Annotated in this window: 13 protein-coding genes; 5 read left to right on the top strand and 8 right to left on the bottom strand. The window is 70.4% G+C overall.

The window, feature by feature from the left end:
- Positions 1–111: 111 nt before the first annotated feature.
- The 4 genes from AB0I52_RS00095 to AB0I52_RS00080 form a co-directional block, all read right to left on the bottom strand.
- Positions 112–1,254, bottom strand: coding sequence for a hypothetical protein (locus AB0I52_RS00095; RefSeq protein ID WP_363067345.1), 1,143 nt, complete (start codon positions 1,252–1,254; stop codon positions 112–114).
- A 428-nt stretch (positions 1,255–1,682) separates the two neighbouring features.
- On the bottom strand, positions 1,683–2,345 hold the full coding sequence (locus AB0I52_RS00090) for a 4'-phosphopantetheinyl transferase superfamily protein (RefSeq protein ID WP_363067343.1): 663 nt from the start codon (positions 2,343–2,345) through the stop codon (positions 1,683–1,685).
- Positions 2,342–3,190: a metallophosphoesterase gene (locus tag AB0I52_RS00085; protein WP_363067341.1), complete on the bottom strand. Its 849-nt coding sequence runs from the start codon at positions 3,188–3,190 to the stop codon at positions 2,342–2,344. The genes AB0I52_RS00090 and AB0I52_RS00085 overlap by 4 nt, the downstream gene beginning before the upstream one ends.
- Positions 3,191–3,250: 60 nt before the next feature.
- Positions 3,251–6,019, bottom strand: a complete 2,769-nt coding sequence (locus tag AB0I52_RS00080; protein WP_363067339.1) for an AAA family ATPase — start codon at positions 6,017–6,019, stop codon at positions 3,251–3,253.
- Positions 6,020–6,226: 207 nt separating this feature from the next.
- On the opposite strand from AB0I52_RS00080, the gene AB0I52_RS00075 reads away from it, so the two are divergent.
- Positions 6,227–6,841, top strand: coding sequence for a TetR/AcrR family transcriptional regulator (locus AB0I52_RS00075; RefSeq protein WP_363067337.1), 615 nt, complete (start codon positions 6,227–6,229; stop codon positions 6,839–6,841).
- 47 nt (positions 6,842–6,888) lie between these two features.
- Here the strand turns inward: AB0I52_RS00075 and AB0I52_RS00070 are convergent, their stop codons facing one another.
- From AB0I52_RS00070 to AB0I52_RS00055, 4 genes are all read right to left on the bottom strand, one after another.
- Positions 6,889–7,158 (bottom strand): PqqD family protein, encoded by a 270-nt coding sequence (locus AB0I52_RS00070; protein WP_363067335.1) that lies wholly within the window; start codon positions 7,156–7,158, stop codon positions 6,889–6,891.
- A 516-nt stretch (positions 7,159–7,674) separates the two neighbouring features.
- Positions 7,675–8,439 carry an alpha/beta fold hydrolase gene (locus tag AB0I52_RS00065; protein ID WP_363067333.1) on the bottom strand — a complete coding sequence of 255 codons (765 nt, stop codon included), beginning with the start codon at positions 8,437–8,439 and terminating at the stop codon, positions 7,675–7,677.
- 19 nt (positions 8,440–8,458) lie between these two features.
- Positions 8,459–8,692: an acyl-CoA carboxylase epsilon subunit gene (locus AB0I52_RS00060; protein WP_363067331.1), complete on the bottom strand. Its 234-nt coding sequence runs from the start codon at positions 8,690–8,692 to the stop codon at positions 8,459–8,461.
- A 55-nt stretch (positions 8,693–8,747) separates the two neighbouring features.
- Positions 8,748–10,358, bottom strand: coding sequence for an acyl-CoA carboxylase subunit beta (locus AB0I52_RS00055; RefSeq protein WP_363067329.1), 1,611 nt, complete (start codon positions 10,356–10,358; stop codon positions 8,748–8,750).
- Positions 10,359–10,878: 520 nt separating this feature from the next.
- On the opposite strand from AB0I52_RS00055, the gene AB0I52_RS00050 reads away from it, so the two are divergent.
- From AB0I52_RS00050 to AB0I52_RS00035, 4 genes are all read left to right on the top strand, one after another.
- On the top strand, positions 10,879–11,745 hold the full coding sequence (locus AB0I52_RS00050) for an ACP S-malonyltransferase (RefSeq protein ID WP_363067797.1): 867 nt from the start codon (positions 10,879–10,881) through the stop codon (positions 11,743–11,745).
- A gap of 117 nt (positions 11,746–11,862) precedes the next feature.
- Complete coding sequence (locus AB0I52_RS00045; protein WP_363067327.1) at positions 11,863–12,726, top strand: TIM barrel protein; 864 nt, start codon at positions 11,863–11,865, stop codon at positions 12,724–12,726.
- 55 nt (positions 12,727–12,781) lie between these two features.
- A complete protein-coding gene (locus tag AB0I52_RS00040) occupies positions 12,782–14,011 on the top strand; it encodes a cytochrome P450 (protein ID WP_363067325.1) in 1,230 nt (409 codons plus the stop codon).
- Between the two features lie 11 nt (positions 14,012–14,022).
- Positions 14,023–14,217 (top strand): ferredoxin, encoded by a 195-nt coding sequence (locus AB0I52_RS00035; RefSeq protein ID WP_362966135.1) that lies wholly within the window; start codon positions 14,023–14,025, stop codon positions 14,215–14,217.
- The last annotated feature ends 72 nt before the right edge of the window (positions 14,218–14,289 follow it).

Raw genomic sequence — 14,289 nt, 5'->3', positions numbered from 1 at the left:
ACGTCGGCTCCCGGGACCACACGGTGGTCCCGGGAGCCGACGTCGTCATGGGGGAGCGGTGTGGAACGGTATTTCGGCACGTATTCGGTACGTGTGTAACGGTCCGGTTCGTTACATGGATGTCGTTCCGGGCGTGTATGTCGAGTGCGGGGGCCCTTCCGCGGCCTCGGGATTACCCGGCAGGCCGGGCTCTTTTCCCGGCGCGGCTGTCGGGTCCGGCGGAAAGGGTTCGTCGACCAGGCCCGCCCGGGTCAGATGAACACCCGCCTGAAAGCGGCTGAGCGCTCCCTGTTCATCCATTATTTCCGCGATATGGCGACGGCACGTGCGGACCGATATGCCGAGCCGGCGTGCCACCATTTCGTCCTTGTGGCCCATTGCCAGAAGGCGCACTATCGACTTCTTGAGTTCATCGATTGTGTGTGCGGTGCTCTTCGTGTCGGGAATGAGCGGGCTTGCGGTGTTCCACAGGTTCTCGAAAACGGCGCAGGCGAACGCGACCACGGCCGGGTCCCGTACGGCGGCCGCCGATGTCATGCCGGCCCCCCGGGAGGAGTCCGGGGAGTGGGGCAGAACGACCGTCTCGCGGTCGAACACGACGAGCGGATCGATCAGTTCGGCGCTGGTCCTGACCTCGGCCCCGTGCTGGGTGAGCTCCCGCACCAGGGACCGGGTGACCAGGTCGCCGCGGATGGCGTGCTGGTAGATCAGCCGGGCCCGAACCCCGCGGGCCAGCAGGTCCAGGGTGATGTTCCGGGCGGCCGGGAAGGCCTGGCAGGGGCGGGCGCCACTCGGCAGGACGAGGAGGAGTTCCTCCCGGCAGCGGGTGCTCAGCTCGTCGATCAGCGCGTGGAAGGCCGCGGCGTCGGCGGGGTCGCACGCCGGGGGAGGGGCCGCGGAGGGCGGACCCTCCCGGTCCGGCCGGTTCTCCTCGCCGTCGCGGGCGCCGTCCGGGTGACGTTCGTACAGCCGACGCTCGCGCAGTTGCGCTCCGAGCGCCCGTGCCAGCATCGCCCCCACCTCCTCGGCGTCCACCGGGGCGATGAGTTCGCCGGCGGCGCGGGCCGACCGGATCAGGCCCAGGAGGCGCAGCACCCGCTCCGCGCCGATCGACTGCTCAGGACTCAGGCTCAGACCCGCGGCGACGTCCTCGCGCTCGAACCGGGCCTCGTCCCCGGTGAACCGGTGCGTCGATGCGCCGCGGTCCTGCGGTGCGAACTCCCCGAGCGAGTGGGAACCTCTGGCTGCCGGCATTCGCTGCTCCCCCCTTGTGCCCGCAGGTCGGTGGGCTTCAACTCTAGGGTATCTGGATTTCGTTAAGACAAATGGAGCGTGAATACACTCACGAATGATCCAGGGTATAACCGTGCAGTGGAGAGGGGAGACGCGGGAAGTCTCGGAAAAGTTGCTGGGAAATAAAACAACGGCGTTCGGGGGCCTGTCCCGGTGGTGCCGAGTCAGGAAAAATTCCCCTCACGCCGAATTGTCTGTAGGACAATCGGAGCGGGCTTGGTCGATCACGAGCGTAACCGAGGGGGTTGCGCATCCAACAGCATTTACTCAATCAATGCAGTTCATTTACTACCCCTTTACTTGTTTTCAAGTTGTGACCCTGTTTGGGTTCGCCGTATGGGGGAAGGGGTTAGTTGAATGTTTTCTCTGTTTCTGTCGTGCGGTTCATCTCACGCCGGCAGCGCGATCGCGGTCACGACGAAGCCGCGCCCCACCGTCCAGCGCCCGGAGAACGTGCCGTGCCGCCGCCCGGCCACCTCGGGCCCCGGCACCAGCAGCCGCGCCGAGAAGGTGCCCGCCGGGTCGAAGTCGAGCTCCGCCTCCGTGAAGTCGAGCTCGCGCCGGGTCAGCGGGTACCAGGTCTTGAACACCGACTCCTTGGCACTGAACAGCAACCGGTCCCCGTGCACCTCCGGGCGCTGCCGGGAGAGTTCGGCGAGCCCGGCTCGCTCGCGGGGCAGGGAGACGACCTCCAGCACACCGTCGGGCAGCGGCCCGTTCGGTTCCGCGTCGATGCCCAGTGACGCGGTGGCGTCGGTGCGGGCGACCGCCGCCGCGCGGAAACCGGCGCAGTGGGTCATGCTGCCGGTCACGCCGTCCGGCCAGCTGACCGCGCCCCGCTTCCCGGGCAGCAGGGGGGCCGGTGGCAGCCCGAGCTGCTCCATGGCGCGCCGCGCGCACAGCCGTACGGTGGTGAACTCGGCGCGGCGGCGCGCCACCGCACGGGCGATCGCCGCCGTCTCCGCAGGGAAGAGCCCGCAGCCCTCCCGGGGCGACAGATCACCGAACACGCTCACGGCGGCCACGTCCGGGGGGAGTATGCCGCCGATCATGTCGTGGGCCCCGATGCGGGCGGGGGCAGGATCTGGCGCAGCGGGGAGCGGGCCGGCCGGGACCGCCACTCCCTCGGGTATCCGATCGACACCTCCTCGAAGCGGACCCCGTCGTACCAGGTGACCCGGGGGATGTGGAGGTGGCCGTAGACGGCGGCGACCGCCCGGAAGCGCCGGTGCCAGTCGGCGGTCAGCTCGGTGCCGCACCACTGGGCGAACTCGGGGAAGCGCAGGACCCGCGTCGGGTCCCGTACCAGTGGATAGTGATTGACCAGGACCGTGCCGTACCGGGGGTCGACGGCCGAGAGCCGCTCCTGTGTGAGGGCGACCCGGGCCCGGCACCAGGCCTCGCGCGACGGGTACGGGTCGGGGTGGAGCAGGAACTCGTCGGTGCACACCACCCCCGATTCGTGGGCCACGCGCAGCGATTCCTCCTTGGTGCGGGTCCCGGGGGCGAGGAAGGAGTAGTCGTACAGGACGAACAGGGGCGCGATCGTGACGGGTGCCTCACCGCCGTGCCAGACGGGGTACGGGTCCTCGGGGGTCAGCACACCGAGGCCCCGGCACAGTTCGACCAGCGCCTCGTAGCGGGCGGTGCCCCGCAGGGTGACGGAGTCGGCGGGGTGGGTCCACAACTCGTGGTTGCCAGGGGCCCAGACGACCTGGGCGAAACGCTCCGCGAGAAGCTTCAGCGCCCAGGCGATGTCGTCGAACTTCTCGCCGACATCGCCCGCGACGAGCAGCCAGTCGTCCTCGGACTCCGGCCGGAGAGACTCCGTGATGCGCCGGTTCTCCTCATGGGCGACGTGCTGGTCGCTGAGTGCGAACAGCTTTCCGTGGGTCACCGGGACCAGTCCTTCCAGCCGTGCTGATATCGCGGTCCACAGCGAACCCGGAAGGTCTGATCAGACGGCTTCGGCGGTGGAGACCGCGAGGTGGAGGTCCACCGGCAGATCCTGCCGGCGGGTGATGTTGAGTTTGCGGTAGACGCGGGTGAGGTGCTGTTCGACGGTGCTGACGGTGATGTGGAGCTTCAGGGAGATCTCGCGGTTGGTGTAGCCGCTCGCCGCGAGGGTCGCCACCCGCCGCTCGGAGTCGCTCAACTTGGTGTCGAGATCGGAACGGTACTCCTCCGGGGCGCCGCGTCGGTGCATCCCGTCCTCCGGACCGAGTTCCGGGCAGATCTCCTCGCACAGCGACTCGGCACCGCACTCCCGGGCCAGGTTCCAGGCCCGGCGGATCACCGCGTCCGCCCGTGCGGGCTCGGCGACCGCCCGCAGGGAACGGCCCAGCGCGGCGAGCGAACGGGCCAGTTCCACCCGGTCGCCGGAGCGGCTCAGCTCGTCGACCGACTGATTCAGCAGGGCGAGCTGCTGGCGAGGATCCGAGGTCACCGCGCGTAGACGAAGACTGATACCGCGTACCCACGGCCTGCGCGCGTCCGGATCGGCGAACTGCTGCTCCACGAGCGCCTTGGCCCGCTGCGTCTCACCGAGCCGGAACAGCGCGTCGGCCGCGTCCGTGCGCCAGGGCAGCATCGCCGGCCGGTCCACGCCCCAGCTCTTGGCGAGCCGGCCCGCTTCCAGGAAGTCGCCCAGCGCGGCCTGGAGTTGATGCGTGGCCATGAGGTAGAGGCCGCGGGCGCGCAGGTAGGAGAGGCCGTGGGTGCTCTTGAACAGCGTGTCCGCGACGGGCTGGTGGAGCTGCCGGGCGACCGCGGCGTGGTCCCCCATCAGGGTGCGCGCCCGGATCAGGGTGGCCGTCGGACTGCCGATGAACGCGCTGCTGCTCTGCTCGGGCAGGCAGTCCAGCGCGCGGCGCGCGTACTCCTCGGCGGCGTGCAGATCGCTCAGGCGCAGCAGTACCGCCGCGAGCGCGGAGGAGAACAGGGCCTGCCAGGCGGGGGCCTTCTGCCGCTCGGCCTCGGCGATCAGCTCGCGGCAGCAGACGGCGGCCCGTTCGGGCTGACCGAAGTAGGCGAGCGAGCGCAGCGCGCGCATGACCGGTTCCAGCGTCTCGTCGGTGAGGACGGTCGTGCGCAGGAAGCGTTCGGCGGCCGTGGTCTCGGCGTTGTTCTCGGCGTCGGCCGCGGGTCTTCCCCCGCCGGGTTCTCTCGGGTTCTCGATCCGGACGCCGGAAGTGCCCGTTCCCTCGGCCGGACGGGTTCCGTATCCGTTCCCCGTGTGGTCCCCGGCGCCGCTCGCCGCGGTATCGCTGAGAATCATGGACATCACCTCGGCCGCCTCGGCGATCCGGCCCTGGGAGGTGAGGAGTTCCGCCAGCGGCGCCAGGCGCTCCGCGGCCAGCCGGCCGGACCGGAGCACCGCGAGCGGGACGGACAGGTGCTTCTCCGCCCGGCCCGGATTGACCCGCCAGGTGACGGCCGCGAGCCGGGTCTTGATGTCGGCCCGCTGCTGTTCGTCGCGGCTCAGTTCGTGGGCGAGTTCGAGTGCCTTGGTGGCGCGGACGGGGTCGCCGTGGGCCAGCAGGTCCTCGGTGGCCTCCCGCAACACGTCCACGGCCCAGGGGACGGCGGTGAGCGATCCGCCCAGCTGGGCGGCGCCGAGCAGATGACCGGCGACCCGGGTGACGGATTCGCCCTCCAGGTGCAGGAGTTCGGCGGAGCGCAGGTGCAGGCGCGCCAGTACGTCGGCGGGCACCTGGTCCAGGACCGCCGCCTCGGTGTGCGGGTGCGGGAAGCGGTGGCCGTTGAGGATGCCGGAGGCGGACAGCGAGGCGACCGACTGCGCGGCGGCCAGGGCCGGGACGCCCAGGAGCCGGCCGGCCCGCTCCGGCGTGTAGGCGTCGCCCAGCACGGCGAGCGCCGCGCCCAGGTCCACCATGTGCGGTCCGCTGTGCCGCAGGCAGGTCAGGACGGCCTGCCCGAACAGCCCGCCCTGCTCGGGGCGGAAGGCCTCGGTGCCGGTCGGGGCCGAGCGGTACTCCTCCAGGAGCGCGCGCAGCAGCAGCGGGTTGCCCCCGCTGATGGCGTGCAGCTCACCCGAGAGCGCCTCGCGCGGTGTGGGGCCGCGGGAGCCGGCCGCGACGCTCCGGCTTCCCTCGGGGCTCAGCCGCCGCAGCCGGATGCGCCGCGCGTTACGGCTGCGCAGCAGCTCCGTGCAGAAGGCGGCGTCCTGGCCCTCCTGGTGGAGGGGCGTCGTGAGGACCAGCAGCACCCTGGCGGAGCGGCAGTGCCGGACGATGTGCTGGAGATAGCGCAGGGACGCGCTGTCCGCGTGGTGCGCGTCGTCGACGGAGATGACGACCGGGGTGCCGGCACTCAGCCGCTCCAGCGCCGCCTGGAACTCGCGCATCGCGCTGACCTGCGGCTGGCCGTCCGGTGCGGTGGAGGCCTCGGGCAGCGCGCCGGCCGGCGCGTCCCCGGTCAGCTGCCGCATCAGGCCGAGCGGCAGCGCCCGTTCGCTCGGTGAGCAGTACGCCCGCAGGGCCAGCTCGTCGCCCGTGTCGGTCCATTCGGCGAGGGCGTCGATGAGTTCACTCTTGCCGCATCCGGCGGCTCCCTCGACGACGATGATGCGTGTCGCGCCGTTGCGGCACTCGTCGAGTGCGGTGCGCAACGCCCGGACTTCCGGCTCTCTTTCGGCAAATACCACTCTGTCCCCCGAACACCATGCTGCAGATTGACTTGTTCCGGCATTGGGAAAATGCCTCATAGGAACACGTGTGGCGTATCTGGAACGCGTGTGCGTACGCCACACGCCTCAGAGTGTGGCGCACGCTCGGCGCATCCTCTAGTGGCCACAAGCTGCACGGACGGCGAGGCGGTGTTGCGTTCGGCGGTCACGGTCCAACGCTTGTCAGTTCCGCGGGAGTTCGCTCGGTCTAAGATGCCCCGACGGCTTCAAGGCAAGGGTGGTGCTGTGGGTCACCGTGAAGATCTTCTGGAAGGCGCTAAGCGCTGTCTCCTGGAGAAGGGGTTCGCCCGTACGAGCGCGCGGGACATCGTAGCGGCGTCCGGAACCGCTCTGGCGTCCATCGGCTACCACTACGGTTCCAAGGACGCCCTGCTGGTGCAGGCGTACGTCCAGGCGATGCAGGAGTGGGCGGACGAGTTCGGACCGGGGACCGCGATCGGGGCCGACCTCGAATCCGCGTCGTCGACGATCGAGCGTTTCGAGATGGTCTGGAACCGCATCGTCGAGATCTTCCCGGAGCGCAAACCGCTGTGGGCGCTGAGCGTGGAGGTCGCCGTGCACGCGGAGAACCTGCCCCAGATGCGCGAGGGGCTCTCCAGGGCGCAGCCGTTCGGCTGGTCGGCCCTGGTCGCGCTCTTCCATGGCGTGGACGAGAGCGAGGTCGACGAGCAGATGGCGGTCACCCTCGGCCGGTTCTACGCCGCGCTGCTCAACGGGGTGATGTCGCTGTGGCTGTTCTCGCCGGAGACCGCGCCCTCCGGGCGCGATCTGGCCGAGGCGATGCGGGCCATTCTGGTGCTGCACCAGGGTACCGCCGCCGGCACGGGCCCGATCGTCTGAGGGGGCCGTGCCCGAGGGAGGGGGTGGGTGCCGTGGCTGCCGCCTCCTCAGAGCTCGTCGCGGACCAGACCCGCGTCGCGCAGCTCGCTCACCCAGATGTCCATGTCGGTACGGGTGTTCTCCGGGTCCGTGCACCACAGCTCGGCCAGCATCTCGGCCGCCGGGCCGAGTTGGCCGTTGTGCTGGCGCAGCGCGATCCACATGGCCGCGGCGACGGGGCTGCACCGGTAACTGGGGCCCTCCGTCGTGGTGAGGAATTCGAGGCACCCGTCCTCGGTGACGCGTGAGGTGACGCCGTGCTCTGGTCGTACCGGCACTCTGGCCTCCGTAGTCGATAGCCGGTCGGTGACGGCCAACCATGGGAAGGAGGCGTGACCGTGTACGCGGGGCGGGATGGGGATGTGTGTCAGGCCGGTGCGTTCACGGGCTCCGACCGGGACTGCCTCGCACATCGGCTCTTGAGGGCAGACTGCCCGATGCCGCGATAGACGTTAGTCTAGTACGGTCGTCTAGATTCTGGTGAGGGAAGCGCAACTCTGTCCGGATTGCATTGGACGGGGCATGAAACACACATGCCCCGGAGATGACTCCGGGGCATGCGGCAGGAGGCAGTTCGACGACACGGCCTAAGGGCTGTCCCGCGGCGTCACGGGGCTGGGCACGCCCGCTCGCAGCGTTGCCGGAGCGCCCTGGTAGCTCCGCTACAAGGGTGCTCCGGCGCCTTGCGATCGCACGCACCCAGCCCCGCTCCTTCTTCCGCGTGACAACCCAATACAGGCCCTAGACGCGGGTGACCGGGCGAGCGGGCCGGACGGCCCGCCGCACCCGGCGGTTCACCGTCCCACCGCGGTCACGCCCATGCGCGCGCGGATCAGGTCGAGCACCGCGGCCACGTGGGAGTCCAGGAAGAAGTGTCCGCCGGGGAACACCTTCAGCTCGAACGAAGCCGTGGTGTGCTCGCGCCACGACGCCGCCTCGTCGACGGTCACCTGCGGATCGTCGTCACCCACGAGCGCCATGACGTCCAGGCCCAGCGGCGGCCCCGGCCGGTAGCGGTAGGTCTCCGCGGCCTTGTAGTCGCTGCGGATCGCCGGGAGGATCATCCGCAGGATCTCGGGATCGGCCAGCACCGCGGAATCCGTCCCGCTCAGCTGGGTGATGTCCGCGATGAGGCGGTCGTCGTCCGCCAGGTGCACGGTCTCCTCGCGCACCCGGGAGGGCGCCCGGCGGCCGGAGGCGAAGAGCATGCCCGGCGGTGTCCCCGCGGCCTCCAGCCTGCGGGCCACCTCGAACGCGAGCGTGGCGCCCATGCTGTGGCCGAACAGGATCAGGGGTACGTCACCCCAGGGGCGCAGCTCCTCCACGACGAGGCCGGCCAGCTCCTCGATGGACTCGACGCAGGGCTCGTTCCTGCGGTCCTGGCGGCCCGGGTACTGGATCGCCAGCACGTCGACCGCCGGGGACAGCGCACGCGACACCGGGAAGTAGTAGGTGGCCGAACCGCCCGCGTGCGGGAAGCAGACCAGACGGGCGCGCGCCTCGGGCGCCGGATGGAAACGCCGGATCCAGGGTCCGGTCTCCCGGGAGTCGTCCGTCATCAGTGCTCTACATCCTTACTCATCGTGCCGCCCAGCTGCCTGGCGGCCGGTAGTGAAGCGGTGCGCTCCACCGGGGTGCGGTGCCGGGACGGGCGTCCGGACCGGCCGCCGGGGCGCGGCGCAGGCTCAGCAGCGCGGCGGTCACGGCGGCGATCTCCTCGCGGGACGGCGCGCCGCCCAGGAAACGCAACGCCGGTCCGGTGCGGTCCGGGTCCGCGCTCCGGGCCGCCGGGGCATGGGCGAGAGCGGTCATGGGCGGGTCACTCCTCACAGGGTCACAGGTCACAGGTCGTCGCGGTTCACAGGTCTCAGGTCGGGGGGTTGCCGTGCTTGCGGGCGGGGACAGGAGCATCCTTGGTCCGCAGCATCGCGAGGGAACTCACCAGCACCGCACGGGTCTCGGCCGGATCGATCACATCGTCGACCAGACCGCGCTCCGCCGCGTAGTAGGGGTGCATCAGCTCCTGCTGGTACTCCTTGATCCGCTGCTCACGGGCTGCCGCGGGATCGGGCGCGGCGGCGATCTCCCGGCGGAAGACGATGTTCGCCGCACCCTCCGCGCCCATCACGGCGATCTCGTTGGTCGGCCACGCGAAGGACAGGTCGGCCCCGATGGAACGCGAGTCCATCACGATGTACGCACCGCCGTACGCCTTGCGCAGGATGACCTGGACGCGGGGGACGGTCGCGTCGCAGTAGGCGTAGAGCAGCTTCGCACCGTGCCGGATGATGCCCCGGTGCTCCTGGTCGGTGCCCGGCAGGAAGCCCGGTACGTCGACCAGCGTGACCAGGGGGATGCTGAACGCGTCGCAGGTCTGGACGAACCGCGCCGCCTTCTCCGAGGCGTGGATGTCCAGCACCCCGGCCTGCGAGGCGGGCTGGTTCGCCACGATGCCGACCGTGTGACCGTCCAGCCGGGCCAGCGCGCAGATGATGTTGGTGGCCCACTGCGCGTGGACCTCGAAGAAGTCCTCGTCGTCGACGATCTCCCGGATCACCGCGCGCATGTCGTACGACTGGTTGGCGTGGTGCGGCACCAGGGTCAGCAGGCTCTCGCACCGACGGTCCGCCGGGTCGTCGGTCGGTGCCTCGGGCGGCAGTTCGCGGTTGTTCGCCGGCATCAGGGAGAGCAGGTGCCTGACCTCCTCCAGACACTCCGCCTCGTCGTCGTACACGAAGCCCGCCGCGCCGGAGACCGTCGCGTGCACCTGCGCCCCACCGAGCTCTTCGTGTGTCACCCGCTCGTTGGTGACGGCCTGGACCACGTCCGGACCGGTGATGTACATCTGCGAGATGTCCCGCACCATGAAGACGAAGTCGGTGAGCGCCGGCGAGTAGGTGGCACCGCCCGCGCACGGCCCGAGGATCACACTGATCTGGGGAATCACCCCGGACGCCCGCACATTGCGGCGGAAGATCCCGCCGTACCCGGCGAGCGCCGTCACACCCTCCTGGATCCGGGCCCCGGCCCCGTCGCTCAGACCCACCAGCGGAGCCCCGGACGACAGCGCCAGATCCATCACCTTGTGGATCTTCTGCGCGTGCGCCTCGCCCAGCGAGCCGCCGAAGACCCTGAAGTCATGCGCGTACGCGAACACCGTACGGCCGTGCACCTGGCCCCACCCGGTGATCACCCCGTCCCCGCTGGGCCGCCGGTGCTCCAGGCCGAAGCCCGTGGACCGGTGCCGCCGCAACGGCTCCACCTCGCGGAACGTACCCGGGTCGAAGAGCAGTTCCAACCGCTCCGGAGCGGTCAGCTTGCCCCGGGCGTGCTGCTGTTCGGTGGAGCGCGGGCCCAGTCCCTCACGCGCCGCGCTCTTCAGCTCCGCCGCCTGAGCCACCAGCGAGCGCAGATCCGGCCGGGGCGCCGGGGAACTGTCGCCCACACTGTCCGACGGGGCGTCCTGAATCACTGTCATGGTCCCACCCATCCATGGCTCGACGGTGCGCGGCGGTTTCCTCCACCGGCGCCGGAATCCGGATAACCGTCCCTCATTGAAGACCCGGCGCGGCCCCGTGCCCTCCCCTAAGTTGTCCGGCACCCCCCTACGCCGGGTCCGCGAGGCCTGGGCCGGGTCCGCGACCCGCCCGCGGCCGGGACCCGCCCCGTCCGGTCCCGACGCCCGACCCTTAGGGGCTCTACGGGGGACCGCCGGGTGGAGCCGAAATCCCTTTGCGCCGACCGGACCGCAGGGCGCCGCGCCTCCACGAGCGCGGGGCGTCAACGGAATTGGGACCCGCAACCTTAGGGGTTTTGGCGGCGGCGGGCAGACCTCAGCCTGGGTCCCGACCGGTTCGGAAACGAAGCGCCCGACGGCTGATCGCGCCGGGACGACGTGCTGAAGGGCAGGAACACCAATGAGAGACGACTTCCGCGCCGGCGCTGCGCTGGTCTTCCCCGGCATGAGTCCCACGCGCTTCCAGGACTCGGCCAAATTCATGCTCATCAACCCGGTGGCCCGCCGGCTGGTCGCCGACGCCGACGACGCGCTCGGCTACTCACTCGTCGACCGCTACCGCGAGGCCGAGGGCGACTACAGCGAATACGCGCAGGTCGCCTTCCTCGTCAACTGCCTGGCCCTCGCCGCGTGGGCGCACGACCGCTTCGACCCGGAACCCGAGCTCTGCGTCGGACCCAGCTTCGGCGGAAAGACCGCGGCCGCCCACACCGGCGTCCTCGACTTCGCCGACGCGGTCCGCCTGACCGCCGGCTGGGCCAGGCTCCTGGAGTCCTGGTTCGCCGAGAACCTCCAGGACGTCGTCACCCACTCCTTCACCCGGGTCCCGCTCCCGGAACTGGACCGGGTGCTCGCCGAACTCGACGAGCGCGGCGAGTGGTACGAGGTCTCCTGCCACGTCGACGACGACTTCCACATGGTGTCGCTGCGCGCACACGTCCTCGACTGGCTCGGCAAGCGGCTGCGTTCGGTGGGCGGCCTGCCGCTGTACACGATGCGCCCGCCCATGCACGCGAGCGTCTTCGCCCCGCTGCGCGAGCGGGCCGAGCGGGAACTGTTCGCCCCGCTGACCTTCCACGATCCCCGCATCCCGGTCGTCGCCGACCAGGACGGCACCCTGCTGACCACCGGTGACCAGGTCCGCACCATGCTGCTGGACGGTTTCGTCCGCCCGGTCCGCTGGCCCCTCGTCGTCGACTCCCTGCGCCGCCACGGCGTCGGCAGGCTGTACGTCGCGGGACCGGACAGCCTCTTCGGCCGGGTACCCGTCACCACCAGGAACTTCGACGTCGTCGCCGTGGACCCCAGGACGGCGCTCCGGCCCGTCCGCCGGAGCCTCGCCGCCTGAGCGCGGCCCGGTCGCCCCGGACCCAACGCACCTCCGGTGGGACGCGCCCAGGCCGGCGCCGCGTCCCTGCCACCGGAACTCAGGACCGGCCGCGGACTTCCGAGCGAGAGGTACACCATGACCCTTCTGACCAGGACCGACCTGGGATTCGCCTATCTGCAGCTGACCGGGTCGGCCTGGCAGGAGCCGGTGCGGTACACGCTGGAGGAGCGGCTGGCGGCGCTGGCCGAGAACAACTGCGCCTCGATGGGCATGAGCGTCGAGGAGCTGGAGTCGTTCCTCGCCGAGTTCTCGGCGGACAAGCTGCGCGGACTGCTCTCGGAGTACGCGATCCGGCTGCACGAGCTGGAGGTCCACTTCGGCTGGAACGCCGGACCGGAGGAGAGCGCCGCCGCCCTGGAGACGGAGACCCGCCTCTTCGACCTGGCCGAGATCGCCGGCATCCCCTCCGTCAAGTCCTGTGCCGTCTACCCGCCCGGTGTGGAGATGCCCCCCACCGAGGTCCTCACCGAGCGCTTCGGCGCGATGTGTGACCGGGCCGCCGCGCGCGGACTGAACATCTCCCTCGAAGCGATGGCCGTGATGCCCGGCTTCACCTACCAGGTCGCCTCCGACATCATCACCGCCGCCGACCGGCCCAACGCCGGTCTGCTCGTCGACATGTGGCACCTCTTCCGCGACCCGACGGGCATCGGCTCGATCGACCAGCTCACGGGCGCGCAGATCGTGGGCGTGGAGTTCGCGGACGCCCCGCGCACCCCGTCCCCCGACGTCATGAACGAAGTCCTCAGCGGCCGCATGCTGCCGGGCGAGGGCGACTTCGACATCACCGGGCTGCTGCGCAAGCTGGACGCCAAGGGTGTCGACCTCACCCCGTCGGTGGAGGTCCTCTCCGCCGACCTGCGCGCCCTGCCACTCAGCGAGAACATCGCCCGCACCGCCGCCGCCGTGCGCGCCTCTCTGGAGAAGGCCCGTGGCTGAGCCGGTCACCGCCGCCCCGTACCCACCGAGCGCAGAGACCTCTGGAGAAGGAACCATGTCCGATCTCGTCGACGCATGCCCGCACGCCCAGCCCCGCCCCTTCCCCCTGGAACGCACCGGCTGCCCCCTGGACCCCGCACCGGAGTACGCGGTCCTGCGGGAGACCGAGCCGGTCTCCCGGGTCAAGCTCAAGTTCAACGGCCGTGAGGCCTGGCTGCTCACCCGGTACGAGGACGTCCGGCAGATGCTGGTCGACCCGCGGTTCAGCGCCAACATGGCCGACCCCGGCTACCCGCTCCAGTTCCACTTCCCCATGGAACTGCTCGGCAAGGTCAAGCCCGCCCTGCTGCACATGGACCCGCCGGAGCACACCGCGCACCGCATGATGCTGATGCCCGAGCTCAGTGTGAAGCGCGTCGAGGCGATGCGGCCGCGCACCCAGGAGATCGTCGACGAGTGCATCGACGCGATGCTGGCCCAGGGCGGCCCGGTGGACCTGGTGTCCATGCTGTCGATGCCCGTGCCGTCCATCGCCATGTGCGAGCTGACCGGTGTTCCGCACGAGTCGCGCGACCTGTTCCACCGCTGGGTCACCCTCCTCGTCACCCAGGGCAGCGCCGAGGAGCACGCCTCGGCCAACGCCGAGGTCGAGGTGCTCCTCTACGAGCTCATCGCCGAGCGGCAGAAGAACCCCGGCGACGACCTGATCAGCAGTCTGATCCAGCGCAACGGGGAGAAGAACGAGCTGGAACCGTCCGACATCAGTGCCCTGGTACGGGCCATGATCGCCGCCGGCCACGAGAGCACCGTCAACGGCATCACCATCGGCGCCCTCGTCCTCCTCCAGCACCCCGAGCAGGCCGACTGGCTGCGCGCGCACCCCGAACTGTCGGGCCAGGCCGTCGACGAGCTGTCGCGCTACTCCAGCATCTCCGACCACGGCACCGTCCGCGTCGCGCTGGAGGACGCCGAGATCGGCGGCCAGCTGATCCGCAAGGGCGAGGGCGTCATCTGCTCGCTCTCCGCCTCCAACCACGACCCGGCCGTCTTCAAGGACCCCAACACCCTGGACCTGAGCCGCCGCGAGGCACGCCACAACGTCGCGTTCGGCTTCGGACGCCACCAGTGCGCGGGCCAGATGCTCGTCCGCATGCAGCTGGAGGTCGTCTTCACGACCCTGCTGCGGCGTATCCCCGGACTGCGTCTCGACGCGGCCCTGGACGAACTGCCCTTCAAGGCCAACGCCCTCATCGACGGCGTCCACGAGCTGCCGGTGACCTGGTAAAGGAGTTTCCCATGCGTGTGATCGTCGACAAAGAGCGCTGTGTCGCGGCCGGTTCCTGTGTGATCACCTCGCCCGCGGTCTTCGACCAGGACGAGGAGGACGGCAAGGTCGTCCTGCTGATCGAGACGCCGGACGAGAAACTCCGCGACGAAGTCCTGGAGTCCGTCAACGTCTGCCCGGTCGCGGCGCTGAGCGTCGCCGACTAGGTACGGGGCACAGCCCCGGGAAGCCGGGGCACGGAACCCACCCCCCTCTCAGGTTCCGTGCCCCGGCCCCCC

The organism is Streptomyces sp. NPDC050423 (assembly GCF_040655445.1).
Classification (GTDB): Bacteria; Actinomycetota; Actinomycetes; order Streptomycetales; family Streptomycetaceae; genus Streptomyces.
This window is presented reverse-complemented; position numbering and strand designations above follow the sequence as displayed.

Bases quoted from the DNA above. Each gene is read 5' to 3' on its own strand.
- AB0I52_RS00035 (WP_362966135.1), top strand. From the start codon at position 14,023: ATGCGTGTGATCGTCGACAAAGAGCGCTGTGTCGCGGCCGGTTCCTGT.
- AB0I52_RS00040 (WP_363067325.1), top strand. From the start codon at position 12,782: ATGTCCGATCTCGTCGACGCATGCCCGCACGCCCAGCCCCGCCCCTTC.
- AB0I52_RS00050 (WP_363067797.1), top strand. From the start codon at position 10,879: ATGCTCATCAACCCGGTGGCCCGCCGGCTGGTCGCCGACGCCGACGAC.
- AB0I52_RS00095 (WP_363067345.1), bottom strand. From the start codon at position 1,254: ATGCCGGCAGCCAGAGGTTCCCACTCGCTCGGGGAGTTCGCACCGCAG.
- AB0I52_RS00080 (WP_363067339.1), bottom strand. From the start codon at position 6,019: ATGAGGCATTTTCCCAATGCCGGAACAAGTCAATCTGCAGCATGGTGT.
- AB0I52_RS00090 (WP_363067343.1), bottom strand. From the start codon at position 2,345: ATGATCGGCGGCATACTCCCCCCGGACGTGGCCGCCGTGAGCGTGTTC.
- AB0I52_RS00055 (WP_363067329.1), bottom strand. From the start codon at position 10,358: ATGACAGTGATTCAGGACGCCCCGTCGGACAGTGTGGGCGACAGTTCC.
- AB0I52_RS00060 (WP_363067331.1), bottom strand. From the start codon at position 8,692: ATGACCGCTCTCGCCCATGCCCCGGCGGCCCGGAGCGCGGACCCGGAC.
- AB0I52_RS00045 (WP_363067327.1), top strand. From the start codon at position 11,863: ATGACCCTTCTGACCAGGACCGACCTGGGATTCGCCTATCTGCAGCTG.
- AB0I52_RS00065 (WP_363067333.1), bottom strand. From the start codon at position 8,439: ATGACGGACGACTCCCGGGAGACCGGACCCTGGATCCGGCGTTTCCAT.